This window comes from Litoreibacter arenae DSM 19593 (genome assembly GCF_000442275.2).
Classification (GTDB): domain Bacteria; phylum Pseudomonadota; class Alphaproteobacteria; order Rhodobacterales; family Rhodobacteraceae; genus Litoreibacter; species Litoreibacter arenae.
The window spans coordinates 1-24,094 of sequence record NZ_KE557311.1 but is presented as its reverse complement, the minus strand read 5'-3'; the positions used below and the strand labels follow the sequence as shown (position 1 = coordinate 24,094).

General features: G+C 58.1%; 20 protein-coding genes. 13 read left to right on the top strand and 7 right to left on the bottom strand.

The window, feature by feature from the left end; translation table 11 throughout:
* Positions 1 to 47: 47 nt before the first annotated feature.
* The 7 genes from THALAR_RS09615 to THALAR_RS09585 all read right to left on the bottom strand — a co-directional run bounded on the left by THALAR_RS09615 (position 48) and on the right by THALAR_RS09585 (position 6,866).
* Complete coding sequence (locus THALAR_RS09615; protein WP_021101344.1) at positions 48 to 1,640, bottom strand: MFS transporter; 1,593 nt, start codon at positions 1,638 to 1,640, stop codon at positions 48 to 50.
* The gene (locus THALAR_RS09610; protein ID WP_021101343.1) at positions 1,624 to 1,923 is read right to left on the bottom strand and encodes a GNAT family N-acetyltransferase; all 300 of its coding nucleotides are present in this window, start codon (positions 1,921 to 1,923) and stop codon (positions 1,624 to 1,626) included. The genes THALAR_RS09615 and THALAR_RS09610 overlap by 17 nt, the downstream gene beginning before the upstream one ends.
* A gap of 17 nt (positions 1,924 to 1,940) precedes the next feature.
* Positions 1,941 to 3,806 carry an amidohydrolase gene (locus THALAR_RS09605; RefSeq protein WP_021101342.1) on the bottom strand — a complete coding sequence of 622 codons (1,866 nt, stop codon included), beginning with the start codon at positions 3,804 to 3,806 and terminating at the stop codon, positions 1,941 to 1,943.
* Between the two features lie 74 nt (positions 3,807 to 3,880).
* Positions 3,881 to 4,570 (bottom strand): hydrolase, encoded by a 690-nt coding sequence (locus THALAR_RS09600; protein ID WP_021101341.1) that lies wholly within the window; start codon positions 4,568 to 4,570, stop codon positions 3,881 to 3,883.
* 13 nt (positions 4,571 to 4,583) lie between these two features.
* Positions 4,584 to 5,285, bottom strand: a complete 702-nt coding sequence (locus THALAR_RS09595; RefSeq protein WP_021101340.1) for a pirin family protein — start codon at positions 5,283 to 5,285, stop codon at positions 4,584 to 4,586.
* A gap of 27 nt (positions 5,286 to 5,312) precedes the next feature.
* Positions 5,313 to 5,921, bottom strand: coding sequence for an alpha/beta hydrolase (locus tag THALAR_RS09590; protein WP_021101339.1), 609 nt, complete (start codon positions 5,919 to 5,921; stop codon positions 5,313 to 5,315).
* 12 nt (positions 5,922 to 5,933) lie between these two features.
* Positions 5,934 to 6,866 carry a VOC family protein gene (locus THALAR_RS09585; RefSeq protein ID WP_021101338.1) on the bottom strand — a complete coding sequence of 311 codons (933 nt, stop codon included), beginning with the start codon at positions 6,864 to 6,866 and terminating at the stop codon, positions 5,934 to 5,936.
* A 114-nt stretch (positions 6,867 to 6,980) separates the two neighbouring features.
* Between THALAR_RS09585 and THALAR_RS09580 the strand changes: the two genes are divergently transcribed.
* From THALAR_RS09580 to THALAR_RS09515, 13 genes are all read left to right on the top strand, one after another.
* Entirely contained in the window at positions 6,981 to 7,880 is a 900-nt protein-coding gene (locus tag THALAR_RS09580) for a LysR family transcriptional regulator (protein WP_051153714.1), read from the top strand.
* 34 nt (positions 7,881 to 7,914) lie between these two features.
* Complete coding sequence (locus THALAR_RS19020) at positions 7,915 to 8,118, top strand: type 2 periplasmic-binding domain-containing protein (protein WP_051153712.1); 204 nt, start codon at positions 7,915 to 7,917, stop codon at positions 8,116 to 8,118.
* 365 nt (positions 8,119 to 8,483) lie between these two features.
* Entirely contained in the window at positions 8,484 to 8,900 is a 417-nt protein-coding gene (locus tag THALAR_RS09570) for a DoxX family protein (RefSeq protein WP_021101337.1), read from the top strand.
* A 93-nt stretch (positions 8,901 to 8,993) separates the two neighbouring features.
* Complete coding sequence (wrbA, locus tag THALAR_RS09565) at positions 8,994 to 9,584, top strand: NAD(P)H:quinone oxidoreductase type IV (RefSeq protein ID WP_021101336.1); 591 nt, start codon at positions 8,994 to 8,996, stop codon at positions 9,582 to 9,584.
* Between the two features lie 431 nt (positions 9,585 to 10,015).
* Positions 10,016 to 11,311: a nucleotide sugar dehydrogenase gene (locus THALAR_RS09560; protein WP_040818295.1), complete on the top strand. Its 1,296-nt coding sequence runs from the start codon at positions 10,016 to 10,018 to the stop codon at positions 11,309 to 11,311.
* A gap of 78 nt (positions 11,312 to 11,389) precedes the next feature.
* Complete coding sequence (locus THALAR_RS09555) at positions 11,390 to 13,357, top strand: hypothetical protein (protein WP_055688148.1); 1,968 nt, start codon at positions 11,390 to 11,392, stop codon at positions 13,355 to 13,357.
* 3 nt (positions 13,358 to 13,360) lie between these two features.
* Positions 13,361 to 15,313, top strand: a complete 1,953-nt coding sequence (locus THALAR_RS09550) for a glycosyltransferase (RefSeq protein ID WP_021101333.1) — start codon at positions 13,361 to 13,363, stop codon at positions 15,311 to 15,313.
* Positions 15,310 to 16,323, top strand: coding sequence for an SDR family NAD(P)-dependent oxidoreductase (locus tag THALAR_RS09545; RefSeq protein ID WP_021101332.1), 1,014 nt, complete (start codon positions 15,310 to 15,312; stop codon positions 16,321 to 16,323). The genes THALAR_RS09550 and THALAR_RS09545 overlap by 4 nt, the downstream gene beginning before the upstream one ends.
* Before the next feature lie 3 nt (positions 16,324 to 16,326).
* Positions 16,327 to 17,121 (top strand): ABC transporter permease, encoded by a 795-nt coding sequence (locus THALAR_RS09540; protein ID WP_021101331.1) that lies wholly within the window; start codon positions 16,327 to 16,329, stop codon positions 17,119 to 17,121.
* A complete protein-coding gene (locus THALAR_RS09535; RefSeq protein WP_021101330.1) occupies positions 17,118 to 17,810 on the top strand; it encodes an ATP-binding cassette domain-containing protein in 693 nt (230 codons plus the stop codon). Before THALAR_RS09540 ends, THALAR_RS09535 begins: the two co-directional genes overlap by 4 nt.
* Positions 17,803 to 19,134 (top strand): hypothetical protein, encoded by a 1,332-nt coding sequence (locus THALAR_RS09530; protein WP_021101329.1) that lies wholly within the window; start codon positions 17,803 to 17,805, stop codon positions 19,132 to 19,134. Before THALAR_RS09535 ends, THALAR_RS09530 begins: the two co-directional genes overlap by 8 nt.
* A 307-nt stretch (positions 19,135 to 19,441) precedes the next feature.
* Positions 19,442 to 21,445: a calcium-binding protein gene (locus tag THALAR_RS18945; protein ID WP_021101328.1), complete on the top strand. Its 2,004-nt coding sequence runs from the start codon at positions 19,442 to 19,444 to the stop codon at positions 21,443 to 21,445.
* A 1,460-nt stretch (positions 21,446 to 22,905) separates the two neighbouring features.
* A partial coding sequence (locus tag THALAR_RS09515; RefSeq protein WP_211264795.1) for a hypothetical protein occupies positions 22,906 to 24,094 on the top strand: 1,189 nt, incomplete at its 3' end.

The window sequence follows — 24,094 nt, the reverse complement described above, 5'->3', positions numbered from 1 at the left end:
TGATATCTCCTAGAGGTAAGTATGGGCCGCAGGTAAGAGCAATGCGGTTACTCGGGCTTGAGGTAGTGTCGCACCACGGGTCCTTCACCATGACGGTCGAGTTCTTTGATCTTCTGTTGCAGGTCGATGTCGGATTTCGTCGCACGCTCATGCTGCTCCAGATGCTCCGCCCAGCTTGGCAGGTGGAACACTTCGATCCAAGTATCAGGTGCCTCGACACTTTGCGTGATATCCCACCGCGTGGCACCATCGCGCATCCGTTCCTTTGAAAATTCTCTCACAAGACCTGTGAAAGTGTCGGCATCGGCTGGGTCGATATTGTATTCGACAGTCACCATCGCCGCGTGGTCGTCGCTTTGCCCGTCATTGAGGGAGGGGGCCACGGGCCAGGCAGAGGCAGGGTCCAGATCCATCTTTTCGCCTTGGCCCACCGCAAATTTGCGGGTGACCAGCATGCCGAACAACAATCCAGCGGCGGCGATTACCAATGCGGCCCTGATCGACAAGATCGTGGCAATTTGCCCCCAGACGACAGAGCCAAGCGACATGGACCCGAAAAACACCATCAAGAACACCGCAAGGCCTCGGGCGCGTACCCAGTTTGGCAATGCGGTCTGGGCCGAGACGTTGAACGAGGTCAAAACAGCTATCCATGACAGACCACCGACAAAGGCGGCGGCCATCAGGGCGACGGGTGCGCTCGACAAGGCCATCGCCAGCAGCGCAGCCATTGTCCCAGCGGTGCCAATGCGCACGGTCATATCCGCGTCAAACCGTTTGGACAGACGCGGCAGCAGCAAGGCCCCGACGACGGCTCCGGTGCCGATGAGGGCCATCAAGATGCCGTATAGCTCCGACCCGCCGCCTTCGGCGTTGCGCGCAATCAATGGCAGAAGGGACCAATAGGCGGAGGCAAACAAAAAGAACGCCAAGGCGCGAACGGCGGTGGCCAACATCGCAGGGTTATGGCGCACATGGCGCAGGCCCGTGCCCATTTCCGACAGAAGGCTGCCGTGGCTCTTCTTTGCGGGTAGGTCCGTTGGTCGCCACAGGAACAGCGCCGCAAGAATGACAAGGTGGCTCGCTGCATTCAGCGCGAAAGGGGCCGCGAGCCCGATGCTGGCGATCAGCACACCTGCTACGGCGGGGCCGATGGCGCGGCTGATATTGATACCCATCGAGTTCAGGGCAATCGCGGGTTTGAGTTTCTCGCGCGGCACAAGGCTGGGCACAATCGCTTGCCAGGCCGGCGCCATGAAGGCCGCTCCCGTGCCGATCGCCAGCGTGAACAGGATCAGCAGAACGGGCGTCATAAGCTCTTGCCACACAAGAAGGGCCAGCACGAAAACCACGACCGTGAGACAGAGGTTGATGACAATCAACATGCGCCGCTTGTCGAACCTGTCCGCAAGCGTGCCAGCCAGCAGTGCGAACAGAAAGACCGGCAATGTGGTCGAGGCTTGAACCAGCGTCACCACGGCGGGGGTCGGATCAAGCGTGGTCATCAGCCAGCCCGCGCCGACATCATGCATCCACGTCCCGATGTTCGAGATCAGCGTCGCGGTCCACAAAAGCGCGAAAGCGGTGTGCGCGAACGGAGAGAACGCGCCGACCGCCTCGGTTTTACCACTGGATGACATCGGCCACATCCTCCGGATGTTTCTTCGCGAACGCGCGGACATAGGGGCAGAATGGCACGATGCGCTGACCCTTTTCGCGGGCATCCGCAATCAAACGATCGACAAGCGCGCGGGCCACGCCGCGTCCGCCCATAGTTTCAGGAACTTCGGTGTGATCGGCGATGATCAGCGTCGGCGATACTTTCTTGATGATCAGCTCTCCGGCCCCATCAATTCCGTCCAAAGTGGCGCGGTAGCGGCCCTTCAGTTCGGTTTCGGCAAATGTGATTTTCAGGTCAGACATTAAATTTTCCTCCTTGGTTAAACGGCAAAACACGAACAGCCCAGGGCACCCCAGAACGCACTCTTGTCGCGCACGGGAATCGGGTTCGCCCAAGCGATGCCATGGTCGTGGCCGTGCATCCCGCAGCCAGACGCGCAGCCGTCATGGCAGGCGCGCATGTCTGTCGATGCTGGCGACAGCGGTGCGGCGCGCATGCCGGGGCTGGCGAAGGTCGCGTTGACCGACCAGTCGGGGCTGGCTGGGGGCAAGGACGGGCTGTGATCGGCAAACTCCGCTTCCGCGTAGACCACGCGCCCGTCAACCACCGTCATCACCGAGGTGATGGAGCGGATGCGGTTGTCAGGCACAGACATCAAATCGTCTGACAGAACGGCCAGATCGGCGTACATGCCGGGCTTGAGCATGCCTTTCACATCCTGCTCGCCCGAAAACCACGCGGACCCGGTCGTCCAGATCGCCAGTGCTTCTTCGCGGGTCAGGTGGTTATCTTCGCCGTAAAGGGTCAGGCCACCCACGGTTTTGCCCGTCGTCAGCCAGTGCAGCGCAACCCAAGGGTCATAGCTCGCCACACGGGTGGCGTCGGTGCCGCCACCAACAGGCAGGCCGTTCTTCAACATCTCCCGCATAGGCGGGGTGGCCTCGGCGGCTTGCGCGCCGTAGCGGTCGACGAAATACTCGCCTTGAAACGCCATCCGGTGCTGGGTCGCGATGCCGCCACCAAGGGCTTTGATCCGCTCGATGTTGCGCGGGCTGATCGTTTCGGCATGGTCGATTATGAACCGTGTCTTGAACGGCGTCTTGCCGTTCACCCGCTCGAACACAGTCAGGAAGCGGTCGATGGTCTCGTCATAGGTCGCGTGGATGCGGAAAGGCCATTCATTCGTGGCCAGCAATTCGACGATCTTCTCAAGCTCCTCTTCCATCACAGGCGCGGGCTCGGGCCGCGGCTCAAGGAAATTCTCGAAATCCGCCGCAGACCAGGCGAGGTTCTCGCCTGCGCCGTTCATGCGCAGCATTGCGTCACCGGCACCCGGTTCGGTCATGCCGATCCAACGTTCGTAGTCTGACAGTTCCGATCCGGCATTTTGCGCAAACAGGTTATAGGCAATGCGCAGCGTCAGCTTGCCCTCGTCGTTGAGTTTTTGCACGACATCGTAGTCTTCGGGGTAATTCTGCCCGCCGCCGCCCGCATCAATGACGGAGGTGACGCCAAGGCGGTTCAATTCGCGCATGAAGTGACGGGTGGAATTGATCTGGTCCTCGATGGGCAGCTTCGGCCCCTGCGCCAATGTGGAATACAGGATCAGCGCAGACGGTTTCGCGATCAACATACCAGTCGGGTTGCCCTTCGCGTCGCGCTCGATCTCGCCGCCGGGGGGATTGGGGGTGTCCCTGTCGATGCCCAGCACTTTTAGCGCAGCACGGTTCAGCATGGCACGCGCGTAAAGGTGCAGGATGAAAACAGGCGTGTCGGGGGCGGCGTCGTTGATTTCGTCCAGCGTCGGCATGCGGCGCTCGGCAAACTGGAACTCGGACCAGCCGCCCACCACACGGACCCATTGCGGCGAAGGGGTGTTGGCCGCTTGCCTGCGCAGCATGGCCAGCGCATCGGCCACGGAGGGCACGTTTTCCCACCGCAACTCCATGTTGTAGCTCAGGCCGCCACGGATCACATGGGTGTGGCTGTCGTTGAGGCCGGGGATCACCCGGCGCCTGTTAAGGTCGATGACCTTTTTCGCGTCGCCGTATCTGCGCATGATGTCGGCGTCTGACCCGGTGGCAAGGATTTTGCCGTCCGCCATCGCGATAGCTGTGGCTTCAGGGTGATCAGGATCAAGCGTGGTGATCCTGGCGTTGGTCAAAACGAGGTCGGCGACGGTCATGGAGGTATCTCCCGGTAGTGGTGACTGGCAAAGCAAAAGGGCCTGCCGGGCAATGGGCCCGGCAGGTATCGTGTTTAAAGTGCGGGAATAGGTGCCTGCACCAGACCCTTGTGCTTGCCACGGCGGGCTGCCTTGTGAACCATCGTATAGGCGTAATCGACGCCCATACCGTAGGCACCGGAGTGTTCGCGGACGAGGTCCATCACCGCGTCATAGGTGTCCCGCTTGGCCCAGTCGCGCTGCCATTCCAGCAAGACCTGCTGCCACGTGACGGGGACGACGCCCGCCTGCACCATGCGGTCCATCGCGTATTTATGCGCTTCGACAGAGGTGCCGCCGGAGGCATCGGCAACCATGTAAATCTCGTAGTCGGTGTCACGCATGCATGACAGCGCGAAGGTCAGGTTGCACACCTCGGTCCACAGGCCGGAGACCACGATCTTCTTGCGCCCGTCCTTGGCCCCCTCGGCCAGCGCATCGCGCACTTTCTGGTCGTCCCAGGAATTCATCGAGGTCCGCTCCAGCAGGGGCGCGTCGTCGAAGACGTCCAGCAGTTCGGGGAAGGTATGACCCGAGAAACTTTCCGTCTCGACCGTGGTAATCACCGTCGGGATGTTGAAAATCCTGCCTGCTTTGGCCAGACCCACGGTGTTATTTTTTAGCACCTGACGGTCTATGGATTGCACGCCAAAGGCCATCTGCGGCTGCTGGTCGATAAAGATCAGTTGGCTGTTTTCGGGCGTCAGGACGTCAAGTTTAGACATAGGATTTTCCTTTCTAGCGGTTTCGTTTTTGGGTTGGCATCGTGAACAGCAGCGCCTCGCCATCGGTTGCCCAGTCCAGCGCGGTCGTCTCGCCTGCCGGAATTTGAAGCCCGTCTCCGGCGCTCAGGCGTTCACCTTCGGCAAAGGCCAGACCGTCGACCAAATGGACAAAGCGCAAGGTATTCGGATCATCGAGAGGCGTTGAACTGCCTTCGCCTGCGCGTATCAGCTGGACGGTCGTGTCAGACTTGAGCTGCAAGAGTGCGTCCGTGCCCGCTGGACCAGCCAGAAGAACATCACCGTCTTGAGGGACAGCCTTTTGTGCATAGGTAGGTGTCCCGCCGGCTTCATCGGGGATCAACCAGATTTGCAATAACTGCGCGGTGTCCTTATCCGACGCATTGCGCTCGGAATGGGTGACGCCTTCACCTGCCGACATCAACTGTGCCTGACCCGCCGAGATAAGCGAGACATTGCCCTGATCGTCTTCGTGGCGCAGCTGGCCTTTGGTGACATAAGTCAGAATGTCCATGCTTTCATGGCCATGCGCCGCAAAGCCTGATCCGGGGATGATCGTGTCGTCGTTCAACACGCGCAGGTTTCCGAATCCCATCCGGTTGGGGTCCTGAAACGTGCCGAACGAAAACGTATGATAGCTGTTAAGCCAGCCCGCTTGGGTATGCCCTCGGACGGCTTTTTGATGGATCGTAATCATTGTTCGCCTCCTTCGGCTAGAGTTCGGCTAAGTGGCTGTCAGAAAACTATGCAGTGCAGACACTTCTTGCTGCTGCAGCTCGTGGCCACCCTCGTGGACCTCGGTTGCGACGTCGGCACCTTGCGCCCCAAACCAATCAATGAGCCGCTGGCTTTCGGGCCACGGGCAGATCGGGTCGCGCCGACCAGCGGTGATCAGCACGCGCTTGCCCGTCAGGGCAGGGGCCGCCTTCGGCTCCCAAGGGATCAACGGGTGCAGCAGGCCGACGCGGTCGAACAGGTCCGGGTGTTTCATCACGACAGACGCGAGAATGTTCGCGCCGTTTGAATAGCCGAAGCCGTAGACCGGCGACGAAGGGGCCGATGCGGCATGGGCCTTGATGAAGTCCGCCATCGCTTCGGTCCGCTTGGCAAGGTCGTCCATGTCATAGACGCCCTCGCCGGTGCGGCGGAAAAACCGTGCGGCCCCGTGCTCGGACACGTCACCGCGCGGCGAGACCACGCCCGCGTCCGGCAACATTTGCTGCGCAAGGTCGAAGAACTGGTGCTCGTTGCCGCCCGTGCCGTGAAAGGCAAAGATGACCGGCGCGCCCTTGACGGGCGCTTTGATCAATGCGTGATAGGTATCCGTCGACATCTGACGTCTCCTTTACGAATTCAGCGGGGGCAGCAGCCCCTCGATTTGGGCGCGGTGGGGCTCGTAGCGGTCAGGCAGTTTCAAGGCCTCGCCAAGGTGTTTGGTATCTTCGTCGCGGTCAAAGCCCGGCTCGTTGGTGGCCACCTCGAACAGGATGCCGCCGGGGGTGCGGAAATAGATCGCCCAGAAGTAGTCACGGTCGATCACCGGCGTGACCTGATAGCCAGTATCCATCAGCGCCTTGCGGACTTCCAACTGCTTGGCACGGTTCTCTACCGCGAATGCGATGTGGTGAACCGAACCAGCGCCCTGACCAGCGGTTTTTGCACCGGACAGTTCTTCGAGGTCGATTGTGTCGGCGGCGTTGCCACCTTCAATGCGGTAGCGGGTGACGTCACCAGCGGTTTCGTCTTTTTGGTAGCCCATGAAGCTCAGCAATTCGCCGGTGGCCGCTGCATCACGCAAGGTGAAACGTGCGCCGTGGAAACCCAGAATGCCCGCATCTTGTGGTACATCTGTTCCGGTCCAAGGGCTGCGGTCGCGGGCTTCGCTTTCAACAAGCGCAAAGCCGTCGCCATCGGGGCCGTCAAATTGCAGGCGGTTCTCGCCCAGAAAGCTGTTCTCTTTCAGGCCGGTCACGCCGTAATTGCCAAGCCGCTCTTTCCAGAACGGCAGCGCGCCTTTGGGAACGGCAAACTCGGTGGTGCCAACCTCGCCCGTGCCACGACGCCCCTTGGGCATGTTGCCAAACGGGAAATAAGTCATGACGGAGCCGGGCGTGCCGATTTCGTCGCCGTAATAGAGGTGGTAGACTTCGGGAGCGTCGAAATTCACGGTTTTCTTGACCCGGCGCAGGCCGAGTGTGTCGGTGAAGAATGCGTTGTTTTCTGCGGCATCGCCCGCCATGGAGGTGACGTGGTGCAGACCTTTGATGTCTTTGATCATGGTATTGCCTTTCAGATCTTCAATCTTTCGTTGAATTGAAGATAGGGCAACACCTCATTGCGCAGAATAGAAAGGTGATTGCATTTACTATTGCTAATAAAGCAATAATGGCAAATGCACGATATCAAACCCGTTCGCGTCTTTCTGAAGGTTGCGGAGCTTAGCAGCTTTGCGGCGGCGGCGCGCAGCCTTCACATGACCCCCGCTTCTGTGACGCGGATTGTTGCAAAACTCGAAGAAGAACTGGGTCAGCAGCTTTTGGTACGCACAACGCGGCAGGTGGCGCTGACCAGCGCTGGTGCCATCGTTGCGGCGCGGTTTAGGCCGGTCGTTGAAGAGTTTGAACGCGTCACGGACGAAATCACGCGCGCTGCACGCCCGGACCGTGGGCGGCTTTCCATCAACGCGCCGATGTCATTGGGCCTGCGTTTGTTGCCCGCGCTGATTGACCGGTTTCATCTTGCCTATCCGAATATCTCGCTTGATGTTACATTGACGGATGCGTTTGTGGATATCGTCGAGGAGAATTGCGATCTGGCCATCCGGGTATCGGGTCCGCCGTCAGACAAATCGACGATCTGGCGAAAAGTATGCGAGGTTCCGCGCCAGATCGTTGCGGCCCCCAGTCTATTCGAGCGCACGCCGGCACCTGAAGGTCCCGACGACCTCGACCCGGCCTTTTGCATGTCATATTCTGCGACGGGACAGCCAGAGGTTTGGGCGCTTCGCAAGGACGGTGCAAAACGTCAAATCACGGCAGGGTCTGCCATCCTGTCGAACAACGGTGATTTTCTGTATTCTCTGGCCAAATCAGGCAATGGCATGACTTTGCTGCCGGATTTCATCATCAAGGATGGCATCGCGGCAGGGGAGGTCAAGACCGTTCTAAATGACTNACCCGGCCTTTTGCATGTCATATTCTGCGACGGGACAGCCAGAGGTTTGGGCGCTTCGCAAGGACGGTGCAAAACGTCAAATCACGGCAGGGTCTGCCATCCTGTCGAACAACGGTGATTTTCTGTATTCTCTGGCCAAATCAGGCAATGGCATGACTTTGCTGCCGGATTTCATCATCAAGGATGGCATCGCGGCAGGGGAGGTCAAGACCGTTCTAAATGACTGGTCCGTCGCTCCGCTGTGGCTCACACTTTTTTATCCGCCATATGAGGTTTTGCCACCTTTGGTGGCGACGTTCACAGATTTCTTCGAGGCGCATTTGCGCGAAGTGCCTGAACTGAGTTTCGACGATTGAGACTCATTCAGCCATGAATGGTCGAGCGTGAACACTCCACTGCTCCTTGGTTGGAAAGCTACGACCAGGCTCCCTGTCACTTGCGGTAAAACTATTGCAAAATGCACAATAGTGAATGCAAGATTATATCCGTTTTTCTTAATGGTCGCATAGTCTATAACTAAAGCGAACCGAGATCATTCAGGAAGGAGTACGGTATGCTTACAGAAAATCGGAAAGTATGCGCCCTGTCGCTTCCATGGCGCCAAACGCGCAAGAAAGTAGCGATCTCTATGTCAAGTCAATCGGTCCAAGTCTGAGCGAGCCGACCATCACGTCGATGCGTCCGAAGCCTACAAGACCCTGATGAAGGAAAGAAATTCAAAATGAATACCCGCGAACTCGAAACTGTCTGGACCCCACGCATGCTCAGCGTATTGCGGATTGTGGCCGCCCTGATCCTGTTCTCGCACGGAACCGACAAGATCCTTGGTTTTCCGGACAACCGTTCGCCCGACCCGTTCACTTTGTCGTGGACTGCTGGCGTTTTGGAACTGGTCGGTGGTGCCTTTTTGGTCGCCGGTCTGTTCACCCGGCCTGTGGCCTTTGTACTGTCGGGACTAATGGCAGCGGCCTATTTCATCGGGCATGCACCGGATAGCTTCTTCCCCTCGGTCAATGGGGGCGATGCGGCGATACTCTATTGCTTCATATGTTTGTACCTTGTCTTTGCGGGCCCCGGACCGTGGAGTATCGACGCCATAAGAAATCAATGGCTGAAGCAAAGGACGCAAGTATCTTAAACCGAAACAAGCTGACCGCCGCACGGGCGGGGGTCCGGACAACGCCTCTGCACACAACACTTACTCACCAACCTAACTGACAGGAGAAAAATCATGACCGTCAAACTCGCTATCGTTTATTATTCCAGCTACGGGACCAATCACCAGATGGCCACTATCGCAGCAGAAGCCGCAAAGGCAGCAGGCGCTGAAGTCCGCTTGCTTAAGGCGCGCGAAACTGCGCCCGACGCTGCGGTCAACAGCCAGGATGCATGGAAAGCCCACGCAGAAGCCACCGCCGATGTTCCCGAGGCAACCGCCGAAGATATGGAATGGGCCAACGCCTATCTCATCTCCGCGGGCACCCGTTTCGGCGTGATGGCCAGCCAGATGCGTGCGTTCATCGACACGCTCGGTGGTGTCTGGGCCAAGGGTGGCCTTGCCAACAAGCCGATCTCGGCAATGACCTCTGCCCAAAACGCCCATGGCGGGCAGGAGACAACGCTGAGCTCGTTCTACGCTACGGCCATGCACTGGGGCGGTATCGTAGTCGCACCTGGCTACACCGATCAGGTTATCTTCAAAACTGGCGGCAACCCCTACGGCTACAGCCACACCCAAGGCGAAGAATTCACTGACGAGGTGAAATCCGCCATCGGTCATCAGGCGCGCCGCCTCGTTGAGGTCGCAGCCAAGCTGGCCTGACGGGATCAGGATCAGGAATTTGGCTTTTCCTGAATAGAAACCAAAAGATTGGCACGGCTGAATTCTCGGTCGTGCCAACATCTTCACGACAGGTTAATGCAGCCGTGCCCTCGAAACGGCGCGCGCCTTGGTGCAGCTTGGCGGTGACGCCTGCGTTTTCGTGCGCTTCGCGGCTGGCCGCGCTGATCCGGAATGCGCCGCAAAAGGAGCATGCCGGTCTCTATGCTTGGGGCTTGCGTGGCGAGGTCCATATGGCACTGATGTGTCCGCTCTTCTCACATCTACCTAATTTGGCGCAAATTTGAGCCATAATTGAAATGTAGTTTCGATCCAAGGACGTGCTGGAAGGGGCCTGGATTGTGAACGTGATGCTTAATACTGCGCTGAATGTAAAAAGAACTGAAAGGGTTAAGACCCCGATTCGGTTCGTATTGGACAACGTTAAGGAAAAGGCGACTTTTGAGAATGTCGCGGTTGTCGGACTTGGCTACGTGGGGTTGCCCCTTGCTGTCTGCCTTGCTGAACAGTTTCGAAACGTTGCAGGTTTCGACATTTCCAAACAACGCGTCGCTGAGATCAACAACGGCTATGACGCAACCAATGAGCTGAGCAAGGATGTCGTACAAGGCTCCGGCCTCGTCGCGAGCACCGACGCATCTAGCCTTGCCGCCGCATCTTTCTACATTGTGACAGTTCCAACGCCGATCAATGACGCGCACCAGCCTGATTTGTCGCCGCTACAATCGGCATGTGACATGATCGGACCCAATCTGACAGCGGGTGATGTGGTCGTTTTCGAATCCACGGTTTATCCCGGCGTTACGGAAGACTTCTGCGCGCCAATTCTGGAAAAGCTGTCGGGCCTGAAGGCTGGCGAGGACTTTGGTCTGGGCTATAGCCCGGAGCGGATCAACCCCGGCGACAAGATCAACACCGTCGAAAACACAATCAAGGTTGTGTCAGGCGACAGCCCGGCAACTCTTGAGCGTGTCAAAGCGGTCTACGGCACCGTCATCAAGGCTGGCTTGCATGTCGCGCCAACGATCAAGGTGGCCGAGGCGTCCAAAGTTCTGGAGAACACGCAGCGCGACATCAACATCGCGTTGATGAACGAAATGTCCCAGATTTGCGACAAGGTCGGCATCAGCACCAATGAGGTTATCGAGGCCGCCGGCACCAAGTGGAACTTCCTGAAGTTCACACCCGGTCTGGTTGGCGGACACTGCATCGGTGTTGATCCGTATTATCTTGCCACACTGGCCGAGAAGGTTGGCCATCACCCGCAGGTCATTCTGGCCGGACGTCGCACCAATGACGGGATGGTCCGCCACGTGGCAGATACCACGTTGCGGATGCTGATCAAAAAGGGCGGTGACATTCGCCAAATGCGCGTCGGCGTTTGCGGCATCACTTTCAAAGAGAACGTGCCGGACATCCGGAACTCCAAGTCTTTGGAAGTTGTCGATGCGTTGCGCGGGTTCGGCATCACGCCGATGGTGCATGATCCGCATTGCACGCCGGATGCTGCGGTTGCCGCCGGTTTCGAGCTTTGTACTGCCGACGAGATGTCGGATCTGGACGCGATGGTGCTGGCGACACCGCATGCCGATTATCTGATCGACCCGGCGTTCCTGCAAAAGATCAAGACGGACGGAATTCTGGTCGACGTTAAAGGTGTCTACCGCAACTCTAACGAGGCAAAGGCGCTGCGTTACTGGTCGCTGTAACACTTAACAAACTCGCGAAAGGGGCTCGCGCAAATGTTTACAATTACACCAATAGGATCGTGCCGTATCACGACGCCATTGCGTAACGGTCAATCCGTCCACGGGTTCAACCTGAATATGAACCGGTGCTACGGCTATTGCCATTCGCCAGCCGAAGCGGTGCAGATGGCACGCTTCATGCAGGGCGAGGTAACTATTCCGCAAGAGGTATGGCCGCTCGTTTCGCGTGCGCACGACCTGAACGCCATGACCGCGAATACCCATGCCGTATCCGATCTCTATGTCGTCGAGCTTGCTTCTGCCAAGGAAGTGACCATCGACGGTGTGTCCATCCAGCTGAACTACTTGAATGCAACTTTCACCGAGTTCTTTGCGGACACGGCTCGGGCGCAGTCCTTCTGGGCGCTTGCCGAAGCAGGTGACACAGCCCAGCAACTCGCGTTTTTGGATCAACACTGGGCGGCGACGTCACAGCAACAGGCGGAGGCCCGGATGCTGGGCAAGATGCGCCTGCAATTCGTGACGCGTGAGAGCCTGCAACGCGATGTCAGGGCCTTGACTGAACTGCTGCCTGACGTGCTGTTCGTGTCGCATGTCGACGCATGCAAAGAAGACGGGCGCACCATCGGGTCGCGGTCGCGCTTTATCGAAATGGTCTCGGAAGAGGTCTCTGAGGCCGGGTGCAGGTTCTACAATCCGACCGACCTGATGGCCGAATTCGGACAGTCCGCCGCCATCGAAGACGAAAGCGCCGGCCTTGCGCATTTCACCGACGCGTTCGCACGCGGGATCATGGACCAGTGGATGGGCAACGTCATCGCCCCCAAAACGGATAGGTCCGTTCGGGACGGTGCAGCCAGAGCACTGGATTTGCATCTGCCCGCCCAGATTGCCGCCGCATGTGACAATGGCCGATATGCTCAAGCGATCACGCGCCTGCGGGATTTGCAGAGCAATGGCGCAAATGTCGACGCGTTACTGGGTGACGTATTGCAAGCACAAGAGCAGGCTGCCGAGGATTTCAGGGCCAGGATTGTAGGCATTGCCAGCGACGCTTTGAATGACGAAGACCGCGACGCTCTGGTTTTGGAGGCGTGCGAGATCGGGCTGTTCAAGGAGGCTCTGAAGCTGGCAGCGCCCCTGAAGATGCCTGTCCGCCTGCTTATGCGGGTGGGCGAAATGGCGGCGGCGTCCGGTGACACGGAGACGGGCTTTGCCTTCTATCTTGCTGCGACGCGCTTAGGTCATAGCCGCGCCTGCGCGGCTCTCGCGGAGCTGGCTGTCTCTGAGAAAATGGACGTTTTGGCGGAGTTGGAGCCGCATCAACGTTTGCCGTTCTTGTCGGGCCTCGCGCCTGTCATTCGTGTTCAGCTTCTTGAACTGAACAATTCTGTCTTCACTGACGCCGTTTCCCCCGAAACGACGCCTGAAGAGGCCGAGGAGATTGTAAGCTACCTTACCGACACACGTGGCATCGGATACGCAGCCGAGGTTCTTGCCGCTTGGCGCGAGCATCAGGGCACGGACCGCATCACCGATCCGGCTTTGGTGTCTGTCCTCGATCGCTGGGCCACAACTGTGCTGGAGTTTGAGGAGCGTCTGGACCGCATCCACGGACTGCATGCCGTTTTGTATGCCGCCCCGCGTCACCAACGTTCGCGTGTAGCGATGCAGGATATTCGCAAGGCGCTAGTGCTTCTCATTCGTGCTGCGGGCAAGGATGGCGACATCGACCAATTGGACGCGCTTGCCATTGAAGCATCCGCACTTTCCCAAGAACTGCCGGAGCTTGATCTGTGGCGCGCACGGCTGCGGTTTGCGCGCGGTGAATATGGCGCGGCGTTGCAACTTGGAAAGTCGGCCGCTGCCTATCTGCCAGAGAAGATCAACGTCTGGGTCCTGTTGATGCGCGCGGCCGCCAAAGCGCAACACCAGTCGGAAGCTGCTGAGTTTGCGCGAACCGTCATCGGCCTCGCCTGTCCGAAAACGGAAGCCTTGAAATCCGAGGCTCAGGCCGTTCTGCAATCGAACTTGGCCGGGGCGTAAGCGATGCAACCCCTGTCAGAGGTCCTGAATTTTGCCGCCGATGCGCCAGCCCTTCCGAAAGAGTTCTCGGGAGAGGTCTTCGAGGTGAGTCGTGCCATTACCTGTCCGGAAAAGGCGAAGCAGGTCTATGAAAAGCTGGAACCGATCCTGAAAGGGTACCGCGCCGACCACGACATCGCGATTGCTTGCGGGCTGCTGCTTGAAAAGCAGCGCAGCGAAAAAGGCATGCGCGGCATCTGGAGCGACCTGTGCAACCTGTACCCCGACGACCTGACCTCGTTGCGGATGCTGATGCGGTGGTATCGCCGCGAACAGAATGTCGCGGCTGGCATTGAATTGATTGCCCAGATGTTCCCGGAATGCTGGCACAGCCTGACGCAGGCGAACAAGGCAATTCCCGCACTGGCCGAGTTGAAGGCGTGGGACGAAATCGACGAAATCATGTCGTGCCTTCTGGTGCTTCACTCCGATGATCGCCCGATCCGGATGATGTATATCAAGCTGCTCAAAGAGCAGTCCCGCTTCATCGAGGCCGCAAAACTCGCCGCAAATGTCCATGGCCAAGACAGCATGGGCAAGGCCTCGCAGGAACTGCTGGGGTCGGTCAGCCGTCACGCAAGGACCCTGAGCAAGAACAACCTTGCCAATTCCAACGACGGAATTGCCAAGATCATCGCGAAGGCCGACGCGCCTCGTGCACTCACCAAATGCGAGAACGTCGTCTTCTTTACCGGACAGCTTGGCACCGGCGGGGCAGAGCGGCAAATGACCCGCATGGCGTGCGCCTTTCAGACCCGCCACGACGCAGGCCAGCCGCTTGGCCTGGCGCCTAAAGTATGGGTGAAGCACGCGACCGCATCCAGCGGCGCAGACTTTTACCGCCCGCTGTTGAACGAGACCGGCGTAGAAACCCGCGTTCTGTCTGAAATGCCCGAGGTGCCGGTCGCGGCATTGGAGGGACTTTCCGACGACGTGAAAGAGCTTCTCGAACTGCTGGCCCCCGATGTGTTGCGCCACACCTGTCAGCTCTATTCCATGTTCCGCGAGGACCAAACCGACGTCGCCTATCTGTGGCAGGACGGCGGCATCGTTCAATCCGCAATTGCCGCCGTTCTGGCTGGCGTCCCGCGGATCGTCACATCCTTCCGTGGACTTCCACCGAACCTGAGGCCAAACCTGTTCCGCGACGAGTTGCCCGTGCTTTACGCAGCCCTTGCGCAGCTGCCTCATGTCACCTTCACTGCCAACAGCCAAAAGGCCGCGACGGCATATGAAGAGTGGCTGTCACTGGACGCGGGCGCAGTGATCGTCGTTCCAAATGCTACACCGGCGGTGCTGCCAGATGGCGACGACACGGATCACGCATATTGGTCGGAAGTTCTGGACGCATCAGAGGGGTGCACAAAGACGGTGTTGGGCGTGTTCCGGTTTGACCAAAACAAGCGACCGATTGACTGGATCAAGGCCGCTGCCCGTTCGATTGCGCAGCGTGACGACACGCGCTTTGTGATGCTCGGGGGTGGTGCCCTTCATGGGGAATGTGCCGCACTGATCGAAGAGTTGGGGCTTTCGAACCGGATCTTCCTTGCGGGCATTCGTAGCAATGTCGGCTTCTATATGCATCGCGCCGACCTGCTGGTTCATCTGGCCGAGATGGAGGGTCTTCCTAACGTCCTGATCGAGGCTCAACTGGCCGGAACACCCGTGTTGGCGACCCCGGCTGGTGGTACCCACGAAGTGGTTTTCGATGGCGTTACAGGTCATATTCTGTCAACAGCAACAACTCTGCCGGAAGCCGAACTTGATGAAACGCTTGAACGGCTGCTGGCCGATGAAGACGAGCTTGCGAAACTTGGTGCTGCGGCGATGACGCAATCCGGCGACCGCTTTTCTGTCGAAACAATTCTCGGGCGCACGATCGAGCTTTTCAATACACCAAGACTGGACACCGAATGAGAACCGTTTTCGTAACCGGCACCGCCGGCTTTATTGGCTTTCACCTTGCCCGACACCTGTTGGACGAGGGCTTTGCCGTGGTCGGCTTTGACGGATTGACCGACTATTACGACGTGGAGCTGAAGAAATCGCGCCACAAGATGCTGGAGAAAAACCCGAACTTCCGCGCCCATATCGGCATGTTGGAGGACCACGCGTTTTTGTCGAAGGTGGTGGCAGAGGCCAAGCCGGACGTCATCGTGCATCTCGCGGCGCAAGCAGGCGTTCGGTATAGCCTTGAGAACCCCCGCGCCTATATCGACACCAACCTGACGGGCACGTTCAACCTGATGGAAGCCGCACGCGAGACCGGCGTGGACCATTTGCTGATGGCCTCGACGTCCTCGGTTTACGGCGGCAACACGCAGATGCCGTTTGAGGAAACCCAGAAGACGGAGTTGCCGCTCACGCTTTATGCCGCGACCAAGAAAGCGAATGAGGGCATGGCGCATTCGTATTCTCACCTGTGGCACATCCCCACGACCATGTTCCGGTTTTTCACCGTCTATGGACCCTATGGTCGCCCCGATCTGGCGCTGTTCAAGTTCGTCCGTGCGGCGCTCGCTGACGAAGCGATTGACGTCTACAACCACGGCGAAATGGCACGGGATTTCACCTTTGTGGACGATCTGGTGCACTCCATCCGGTTGCTGATTAATGCGGTGCCCCCGATGCCGAACTCTGGTGCCGAAGCTGTAGCAGGCGACAGCCTGAGCCCGGTCGCGCCGTTCCGAACCATGAATATCGGCAACGGCACCTGTGTGCCGCTGATGGAGTTTATCTCCGAGATCGAAGACGCGCTTGGCCAGCCTATCAAGAAGAACATGATGGAAATGCAGAAAGGCGATGTCCCGGGCACTTGGGCCAACACCGACCTTCTGGAGCGCCTGACGGGCTACCGCCCCAACACCACGACGAAGGACGGCATTCGCCAGTTCGTTGCGTGGTACCGCGACTATTATCAAGTGTAGGTCATGATCGCAGCCCAACATATCCCCCCTCCAAACGCGCTCACCCGGATCGCGGTTTTGGTGGAACGTGAGCGCAAAACGCGCTTTTCCGGCGGCAAGCTGGGGTACCTGTGGGCCTATATCACGCCGGTGGTATGGATTGGGCTGATCGTGGCGCTTTTCTGGTTTCTGCAACGCACGCCGCCAATTCACGTTCGGGCCGAGATATTCATCGCGACGGGCATTCTGCCCTATCTGATCTTCCGGCAAACCGTGACCGCGCTAAGCCGGACGCTGACGGCAAACCGCTACATGCGGTATCTGCGCCCTGTATCGAACAGTGACATCATGTCGGCAACTATGCTGCTGGAAGCGTTCAACATGCTCACCACGGCGGTGCTGATTTTCGGCGCTATAACTGTGCTGTTTGGCAGTGCTCTGCCAACGTCAATGCCCGGCGTCCTTTTCGGCCTGACCTTGGCATGGGGCATCGGGTGCGGTGTCGGTCGGTTCGTTGCCGCCGCCGGTCTGTTGAGCGACGCGTTTGCACGGGCGGTGCCTTTGATCCTGCGGCCGCTTTTCTGGTTGTCCGGCATTTTCTACACGGCAACCGACCTTTCGCAAGAACTGCAAAACCTGCTTTGGTATAGCCCGTTTCTTCACATCACCGAACTGGTGCGCCAGTCCTACTTCCTTGGCTACACCTCGCCGATTGCGTCGGTATGGTACCCGATTGCAGTTGGCGCGTTCTTTTTCTTGGCGTCGGTTCCGCTGGAGATCTTTGCAACACGGAGGCGCATCATGCGTGGCCGGCTATGATCAAACTGGAAAATGTCAGCCTGCTGAAACCGGGATTTCGCAACCGTGAACCTATTGTTCAGGATGTGAATGCGGTCTTTGGCTCTGGTGAGCGGGTTGGCATTCTTGCGGCCCCCGGCTCGGGGAAGTCGTCCTTGGCACGGTTGCTTGCGGGCATTGACCAGCCTGATCGCGGAAAGGTCATGCATGCAGGTCGCGTAAGCTGGCCCATCGGGTTTGCAGGCTTTCTGCACCCGAACCTTACCGTGTTGGAAAACATCAACAATTTCGCGCGTCTGGTTGGCACTTCGCCTGCCGCTGTCACGGCATTTTGTCGCGACGTCTTCGGGATCGACCATGGCCCCCGCAAGGTGATGCAGGACCTGTCCCCGACCCAACGCAGCCTGCTGGCTTACGCGTGCTCCCTGTCCATCGAAGGCCCGGCAACATGGATCGCGGACGAGACCATAACCGTTGGCGAACCTGCGGATCGCATCGCATGCGATACGATTTTGGCCGAACGGCTTGAGACTGGCGGGTTGGTGTTTTTGTCACGCAACGCACGCCAACTGAACGCCTATTGCGACAGATTCCTTGTTTTGATCAACAAGCGACTGGTAGATTGCGACAATCTTGGCGTGGCGCAAGAGGCGCTTGAATTGTCAAAACTGACGTCCCTCGAGTTGGAAGAAAGGTGTCAGCATGTCTAATTCCAAACCGACCGACGCCTCCGAGGACGAGCGGATCAAAGCATGGCGCGCGGAGCGTGCCCGCATTGCCGAGGCCGACAAAGCCAAGCGCATCCAGCAAAAGCAGGCCGATATGAAGCAGGCAGCAAAAACTGTGAAACAGGATCAGACCTCGGCTGCTGTTACTCTGCTTTCGTCGGTCACGCCTCAGCCTCAACCTGAGGCGGTGGTGGAGCCTGTCAGGACATCGAAACCGCCAATTAACTTAGGGAACTGGCCGTTGTTTTGCGCAATCGTAATCGCGCCGATTATGGTCACCCTGTTCTATCTTCTGGTCGTGGCGACCCCGCTTTACGAAGCGCGTTCTGTTATTGCGATCACCAAATCCACGGAATCGGGAAATGCATCGCGGTCCGGACTGCTTGGCGGGGTTCAAGGTCCCTCCAATCTGTCGGAAGTTTTTCGCGCTCATTCCTACGTTCAAAGTCAGGCCTTGATGGACGCTTTGGAAGCCGAATTGGGTGTGATCACTGAATTCAGCGGGCCTGCCATCGACCCTGTGAAACGCTTGAGAACGGTTCCTGTCCTGTCGCTCAGCAAAAGCTCGCAGTTCAGCCGCTATGTTGAATCGTCGGTCGATATCCAAAGCGGATTGCTGACCTTGTATGTCCGCGCACCGGATGATGCGCAGGCTATCGTCATTTCCGACGCGGTTTTGCGCAATACTGAACAGCAGGTTATTGCCTTGGGACAGCAGGTTTTCGACCAGCGGCTGGAGCATGCCACCAACATGCGCATCGCCGCTGAGAAGCAGGTGGCGGATGCGCAGGCGGCTCTGATTGCCTTGCAGATCGAGTATCAGGAAGTCGACCCCAGAAACCGCGTCGAGAGCATCTACACGACGATCAAAGATCTCGAAGCCGAAGCGATGAAGCTGAACAGCGAAGTGCAGAAAGCCCAGATCGCCGGTATCGGGGACAGCCAGCAAACCCGGCAAACCGCAGCGCTTGAAGCGCGTGTCCGGCAACAGATTGCGGACCAGCGGGCGCGCCTTGTTGCGCCTGACGGAACGTCGGCCGGATCACTGAATTCACTGCTGATGGAATATGAACTGGCCACTCTGGAGCTTGGACTGGCGCGCGAGGCCGCACAGACCGCTTTGAAATCGCAAGCGGCCGCCGTGCAGGAAGCGGCGTTGAACCGCAGCCTGTTTCAGGTTGTCGTACCCCCAAGAACCGCTCAAGTCGCGGTTTACCCAAGGATACCCGGCACGCTTGCCTTGGTCCTTGTAATTTGTCTGGCAATCTTCTCGGGGTTGACCATGTTCCGGGCCGCGCGAACATAGCGTGGGACTCTCCTTTCCATTGAAATAAATTATTATTTTCAATGAGTTATACATATTTCTGATCATCTGGAGATGATCATGTCAGTCCCAATATCTTCGGCCATAGTTCGATCACATTTCGGTCGCTTTGATACCCAGATCAAGCCCTCGATTGACCGCATTAATGGTTAAAAAGACTCTTAATAATTGAATCACTCAAAGGCTGCTGCTGGCCCACGAGTGTGCATGACAAAGACTGGGGGGTCTTCTGGCATTCGCACTCACTAGGATTGGCGACGTCTCTACAACTTGATCCAGGTGGAACACCATGAAGAAATCTAAATCGAGCAACGCGAGACTCTCGGTGCAAAATGCTCCAACCCACGTAACCGTTGATGATGAGTTGGGGGCGTTTGTTGATTTCTCCGCGATGAAGCTGAAATTCAAAGGCTCGAAAAAAGAAATCATCACCATTACTTTGGCGACTGACTCTGGAACTTTTGCCGCCAAGGCTGGCCAGAATGTAGACGTTGACGGGTTCGGCACGAACACGATCACGTTCACGGGCACGGTTAAGGATCTTGGCAAGTTTTTGAAGAGTAGCGCTGCGATCAGTTTCGACCCGGATCTGGATACGCCGAACGCAGGCACAGCCGCATTCAGCATGACCGCACAGTATGGAAATGAAACTGTGACTCTTGCCACGATTGAGGCTGACATCCCAGACGTTGCAGAGCCAGATGCTGGCAGTGAAGTGGTCGGGACAGAAGGCGACGACACGCTGGAAGGTGGTGCCGGAGACGACACAATTTCGGGCCTTGCCGGTGACGATAACCTTGACGGCCTTGCTGGCGACGACACCGTCGAGGGTGGAGCGGGCAATGATGTTGTGCGTGGTGGCGAAGGGGCCGACACTTTGACCGGTGGCGAAGGCGAGGACACGCTTCAATATGTCGGGTCCACAGCGGGTGTGACTGTTGACCTGAACGCGGCTGGCGCAGGTATGCAAGCGGCTTCCGGCGGGCACGCAGATGGCGACACGGTGTCAGGGTTTGAGAACGTCTACGGCTCCGACTTTGCTGATGTTCTGATCGGCAATGCCGAAGACAACGTCCTGTTCGGTTATGGCGGCGACGACGTCATTGATGGCGGCGCAGGCGACGATGTGATCCGCGGCGGCGAGGGTGCCGACACCGTGACAGGCGGGGTCGGAGAAGACTGGCTGCGCTATCTGGGCTCCACGTCCGGCGTCACCGTTGATCTGACCTTGGACGCGGCGGGCTTCCACCAAACCTCTGGCGGCGACGCAGAGGGGGACATCGCTTCAGGGTTCGAGAACATCTATGGCTCAGACTTCGGCGACACGCTGACGGGCGATGACAATGCGAATTACCTCATCGGCTTTGCTGGCGATGACGTCATCAACGGCGGTGCTGGAAACGACGTCGTGCGTGGTGGCGCCGGGGCAGACATACTGATCGGCGGTGCCGGGGTCGATGATTTGCAATATGAAGGCTCTGAGACGGGCGTAACCGTGGACCTGTCCCTTGACGGCATCGCGCAGGTATCTTCTGGCGACGCGTCCGGCGACATTATCACTGGCTTCGAGAACGTCACGGGCACCGAGTTCAACGACACGCTGACCGGTAACGACGAGCGTAACTTCTTGTATGGCCTTGACGGTGACGACACCATCAGCGGCGGCGGCGGAAACGACGTTATCCGTGGCGGCACGGGTGCGGACACTCTTGCCGGCGGTGCGGGCGCGGACCTGCTGCAGTATGCGGGGTCAAATGCGGGCGTGTCGATCAACCTGAACGCAGACGCAGCAGGTTTTCAGCAGGCCTCAGGCGGTGACGCCGAAGGGGACATCATCTCCGAGTTCGAGAATGTCTACGCCACTAACTTTGACGATGTGCTTATTGGCAACGACGCGCGCAACATCCTGTATAGCTACGATGGCAACGACATATTGGACGGCGGTGCCGGTAATGACGTGCTGCGTGGCGGTGCTGGCGAAGACACATTCGTTTTCAGCACGACACTTGGCGCTGGCAACGTGGACCGTATTACCGATTTTGTCGCGGCCGACGACACGATCCAGCTTGATAGCAGCGTATTCGCCGGCCTGGTGGCCGGAGATCTGGATGCAATCGAATTCCTGTCAAACGAAACCGGCCTCGCAGAAACTGCCGATCAACGTGTCATCTACGACAGCGCGACCGGCAATCTGCACTTCGACAGCGATGGAACCGGTACCGCCGAGGGTGTTGTCTTTGCGACGCTGTCGACAGGTCTCAGCCTCAACGAGAACGATTTCATTATCGCCTAGTTGTCAACGAAGTACGCCTTCGTCCATTGCCAACCGGGCAGTGCGACCAACTCGGCATCCGGGCCGTGTATCGGGTGCCGCAGATCCATTTGAGAGGCCTCAATGCATGGCTTAAGGAGCCGTAAGTCGCCTTTCGCAGGAGGATGGGCGTGGCGTGGGTCCCGCTCGTATTGCGTATCCGCCAAACGGTTGCACTCCGCCGCCACCTCAGCCGAATACACCGCAGAAAAACCTGCGCTGTCGCCTTCAGATCGCAGCTTGTCTGCCCGTCACGGGTGTGCTGCACTTGCGTATTCTCGACCCGATTGTAGCAACAGAGCCCTCCGCCCCAAATCGAAAGCAAGTTGGATGCCCACCGGAATACCTTCCACTGGCGGGCCGACAGGCATAGCGAGCGCGGTGGTGGCGCTTATCCAGCCGGCATAAATTGCGTGGCCCCGCGGGCAAACGCTTTGTACAACAATACGGTCGGGAAACGGGAGCGACGTGAACCACGGGAGCACTACGGCACAGGGCATCGTGATGACATCAAATGTTGCGAACGGCTCACCAAGCTTGGCACGCCGCTACCGGACGATGTCCAGAACCTCCAGCCTTTGAGGCGCGGTGATTTTCTGCCCTTACAAGCCCTGTCGCGATAGGCGGCTGACGCCTTCTCCTACAGATGTGGTTCTGCATCAAACATGCGGGCCAGTCCGACGCATCCGGTCCACGGCCGGACATGATCGCGCGCAGTGAAGTCCAATGGAATCTCCGATGGTCTGGCTTCATGGCGCCCGTCGGACATTATCAATATCAATGCCGCCTGTTCTCTTGCGGCGCGGATATGGCCTTGGCGTACTCAGGACAGTCCTGTCGGGAATTACCAGCTTGGCCAGCTTTGCTTGCGCTCTGGCGGTTTTACTTGAGCGGTTGGGTCCAACCAACGCCTTCGCTGCGGCGAGTTTGTCTTGTAAGATGGCAAATTGGATACAATTGGTCAGTAGGGTCACCTTTTCGTGAGTCCGGGTGTAGACAGCCAGGCTGGAAATGACGTACCGACATGTTCAAAAGTTAAAGAAGTCTTAAACTTCGGTTAGTTCAAAGTTCATTTTCAAGAGTGCCTCTGAGGCAAGCAGACTTCCCAATAAAAATACTTGCGATCAAACTGGCTGAGCGGGCCGAGTGCGTCGTGGATAATACGGGAGAATATGATGTCGGGCAAAATGCATGACGCAGTGCAGTCGATTATCTGGCTAATTGTCCTTTTCGGGTTTTTGGCAACGCATTGCGGCATATCTCTTGTCCAAACTCTGGGAAAATTTCTTCGCCGATCCTGTTCAGAGGTCTTGCGCACATTGCTCCGGGACCTAAAAAATCTATGGCGTGTCGTGGCCGTAGTCGTTGCTCTGCTCACACCACTTATGGCTTCTGCGGGTCAGGAAACTTTCACAGTTCAGTCGGTTCCCAATTCTTACACGATGATCCTCGGCGATGGGAACGGAAACACAATTACAGTCTCCGGCGAACCGACGAACTCCAACTGCTTCTCTATAACCTCTGCTGGCCGGGTCACGATGTTCGCATCCATCCGTCAAGCTGCGGTGAACTTTACGACGGCCTGCGACCGCTCAATCGTCATGACGTTCACAACGAACGGGTTTGAAATGGGCGATGTCCTGTTCGCGGATATTGATGACATGGACGGATTCACGTCGCGTGACAGTTTTGCGGCGAATGTTCCGGGGACATGGAGTTCAACCACGGGTCTGAGCCAATACAGCCTCACATCACCACCCGGCTTCGCCGATGAAGTCGGCCGCCTTATTGCCTCCGGTGGCGTTGGCAACTTTCTGGCGAGAGATTCGGTAAATAATCCGTCCGACGATCAGGCGAGGTTTGTTCTCGATACTCCCGCGACGACGTTTCAAATTATTCAAGACGATGTCCAAGGGACGCGATCCGCGCGTATGTTTTTCACATTGTCGCCGCTTCCGGTTTTCATCATCGACCTGATAGCTGCAATAGACGATACATCCCCCCCGATAATCGGTTCTGTCGGCGGGACGACAAGCTCGGTGCTCGATAATGATACACTCGCCGGTAGCCCGGCAACACAGACCAATGTAACCCTGACCCCGGGCACCGCTCCCGCACCGACTGCGGGTTCGCTTACCATGAACCCGGATGGCACCATCACGGTTGCACCGGGTACGACCGCTGGCACCTACACCTATAACTACGAAATTTGCGAGACGGCATTTTCGACAAATTGCGCAACCGCAACCGCCACCGTGGTAGTCGCGACCGCAGAAATCCTCGCCACCGACGATTCCTTCGGTCCGACCAACGGGCTGACCGGCGATCCGGATGTGGGCAACGCCTTCGACAATGACACGCTGAACGGGGTCGCGGTCGATTCCGCCGAGATCACCGCCGCGGTGCTCACCCCCGCCACGCCGCTGACGCCGGGCGCGCCGGTGCCTGCGCTGGATCCGGTGACCGGGACGGTCTCGGTGCCAGCGAACACGCCCGCAGGCAGCTACACGATCAGCTACGAGATCTGCGAAGACCTGAACCCGGCCAACTGCAGCGACGCCGAGATCACCGTCGAGGTCGCGACCGCAGAGATCCTCGCCACCGACGATTCCTTCGGCCCGGCCAACGGTC

What these genes read in the sequence shown, in the direction of transcription:
- THALAR_RS09615 (WP_021101344.1), bottom strand. Translation starts at nt 1,640, where the DNA reads ATGTCATCCAGTGGTAAAACCGAGGCGGTCGGCGCGTTCTCTCCGTTC.
- THALAR_RS09610 (WP_021101343.1), bottom strand. Translation starts at nt 1,923, where the DNA reads ATGTCTGACCTGAAAATCACATTTGCCGAAACCGAACTGAAGGGCCGC.
- THALAR_RS09605 (WP_021101342.1), bottom strand. Translation starts at nt 3,806, where the DNA reads ATGACCGTCGCCGACCTCGTTTTGACCAACGCCAGGATCACCACGCTT.
- THALAR_RS09600 (WP_021101341.1), bottom strand. Translation starts at nt 4,570, where the DNA reads ATGTCTAAACTTGACGTCCTGACGCCCGAAAACAGCCAACTGATCTTT.
- THALAR_RS09595 (WP_021101340.1), bottom strand. Translation starts at nt 5,285, where the DNA reads ATGATTACGATCCATCAAAAAGCCGTCCGAGGGCATACCCAAGCGGGC.
- THALAR_RS09590 (WP_021101339.1), bottom strand. Translation starts at nt 5,921, where the DNA reads ATGTCGACGGATACCTATCACGCATTGATCAAAGCGCCCGTCAAGGGC.
- THALAR_RS09585 (WP_021101338.1), bottom strand. Translation starts at nt 6,866, where the DNA reads ATGATCAAAGACATCAAAGGTCTGCACCACGTCACCTCCATGGCGGGC.
- THALAR_RS19020 (WP_051153712.1), top strand. Translation starts at nt 7,915, where the DNA reads ATGACTTTGCTGCCGGATTTCATCATCAAGGATGGCATCGCGGCAGGG.
- THALAR_RS09570 (WP_021101337.1), top strand. Translation starts at nt 8,484, where the DNA reads ATGAATACCCGCGAACTCGAAACTGTCTGGACCCCACGCATGCTCAGC.
- wrbA (WP_021101336.1), top strand. Translation starts at nt 8,994, where the DNA reads ATGACCGTCAAACTCGCTATCGTTTATTATTCCAGCTACGGGACCAAT.
- THALAR_RS09550 (WP_021101333.1), top strand. Translation starts at nt 13,361, where the DNA reads ATGCAACCCCTGTCAGAGGTCCTGAATTTTGCCGCCGATGCGCCAGCC.
- THALAR_RS09545 (WP_021101332.1), top strand. Translation starts at nt 15,310, where the DNA reads ATGAGAACCGTTTTCGTAACCGGCACCGCCGGCTTTATTGGCTTTCAC.
- THALAR_RS09540 (WP_021101331.1), top strand. Translation starts at nt 16,327, where the DNA reads ATGATCGCAGCCCAACATATCCCCCCTCCAAACGCGCTCACCCGGATC.
- THALAR_RS09535 (WP_021101330.1), top strand. Translation starts at nt 17,118, where the DNA reads ATGATCAAACTGGAAAATGTCAGCCTGCTGAAACCGGGATTTCGCAAC.
- THALAR_RS09530 (WP_021101329.1), top strand. Translation starts at nt 17,803, where the DNA reads ATGTCTAATTCCAAACCGACCGACGCCTCCGAGGACGAGCGGATCAAA.
- THALAR_RS18945 (WP_021101328.1), top strand. Translation starts at nt 19,442, where the DNA reads ATGAAGAAATCTAAATCGAGCAACGCGAGACTCTCGGTGCAAAATGCT.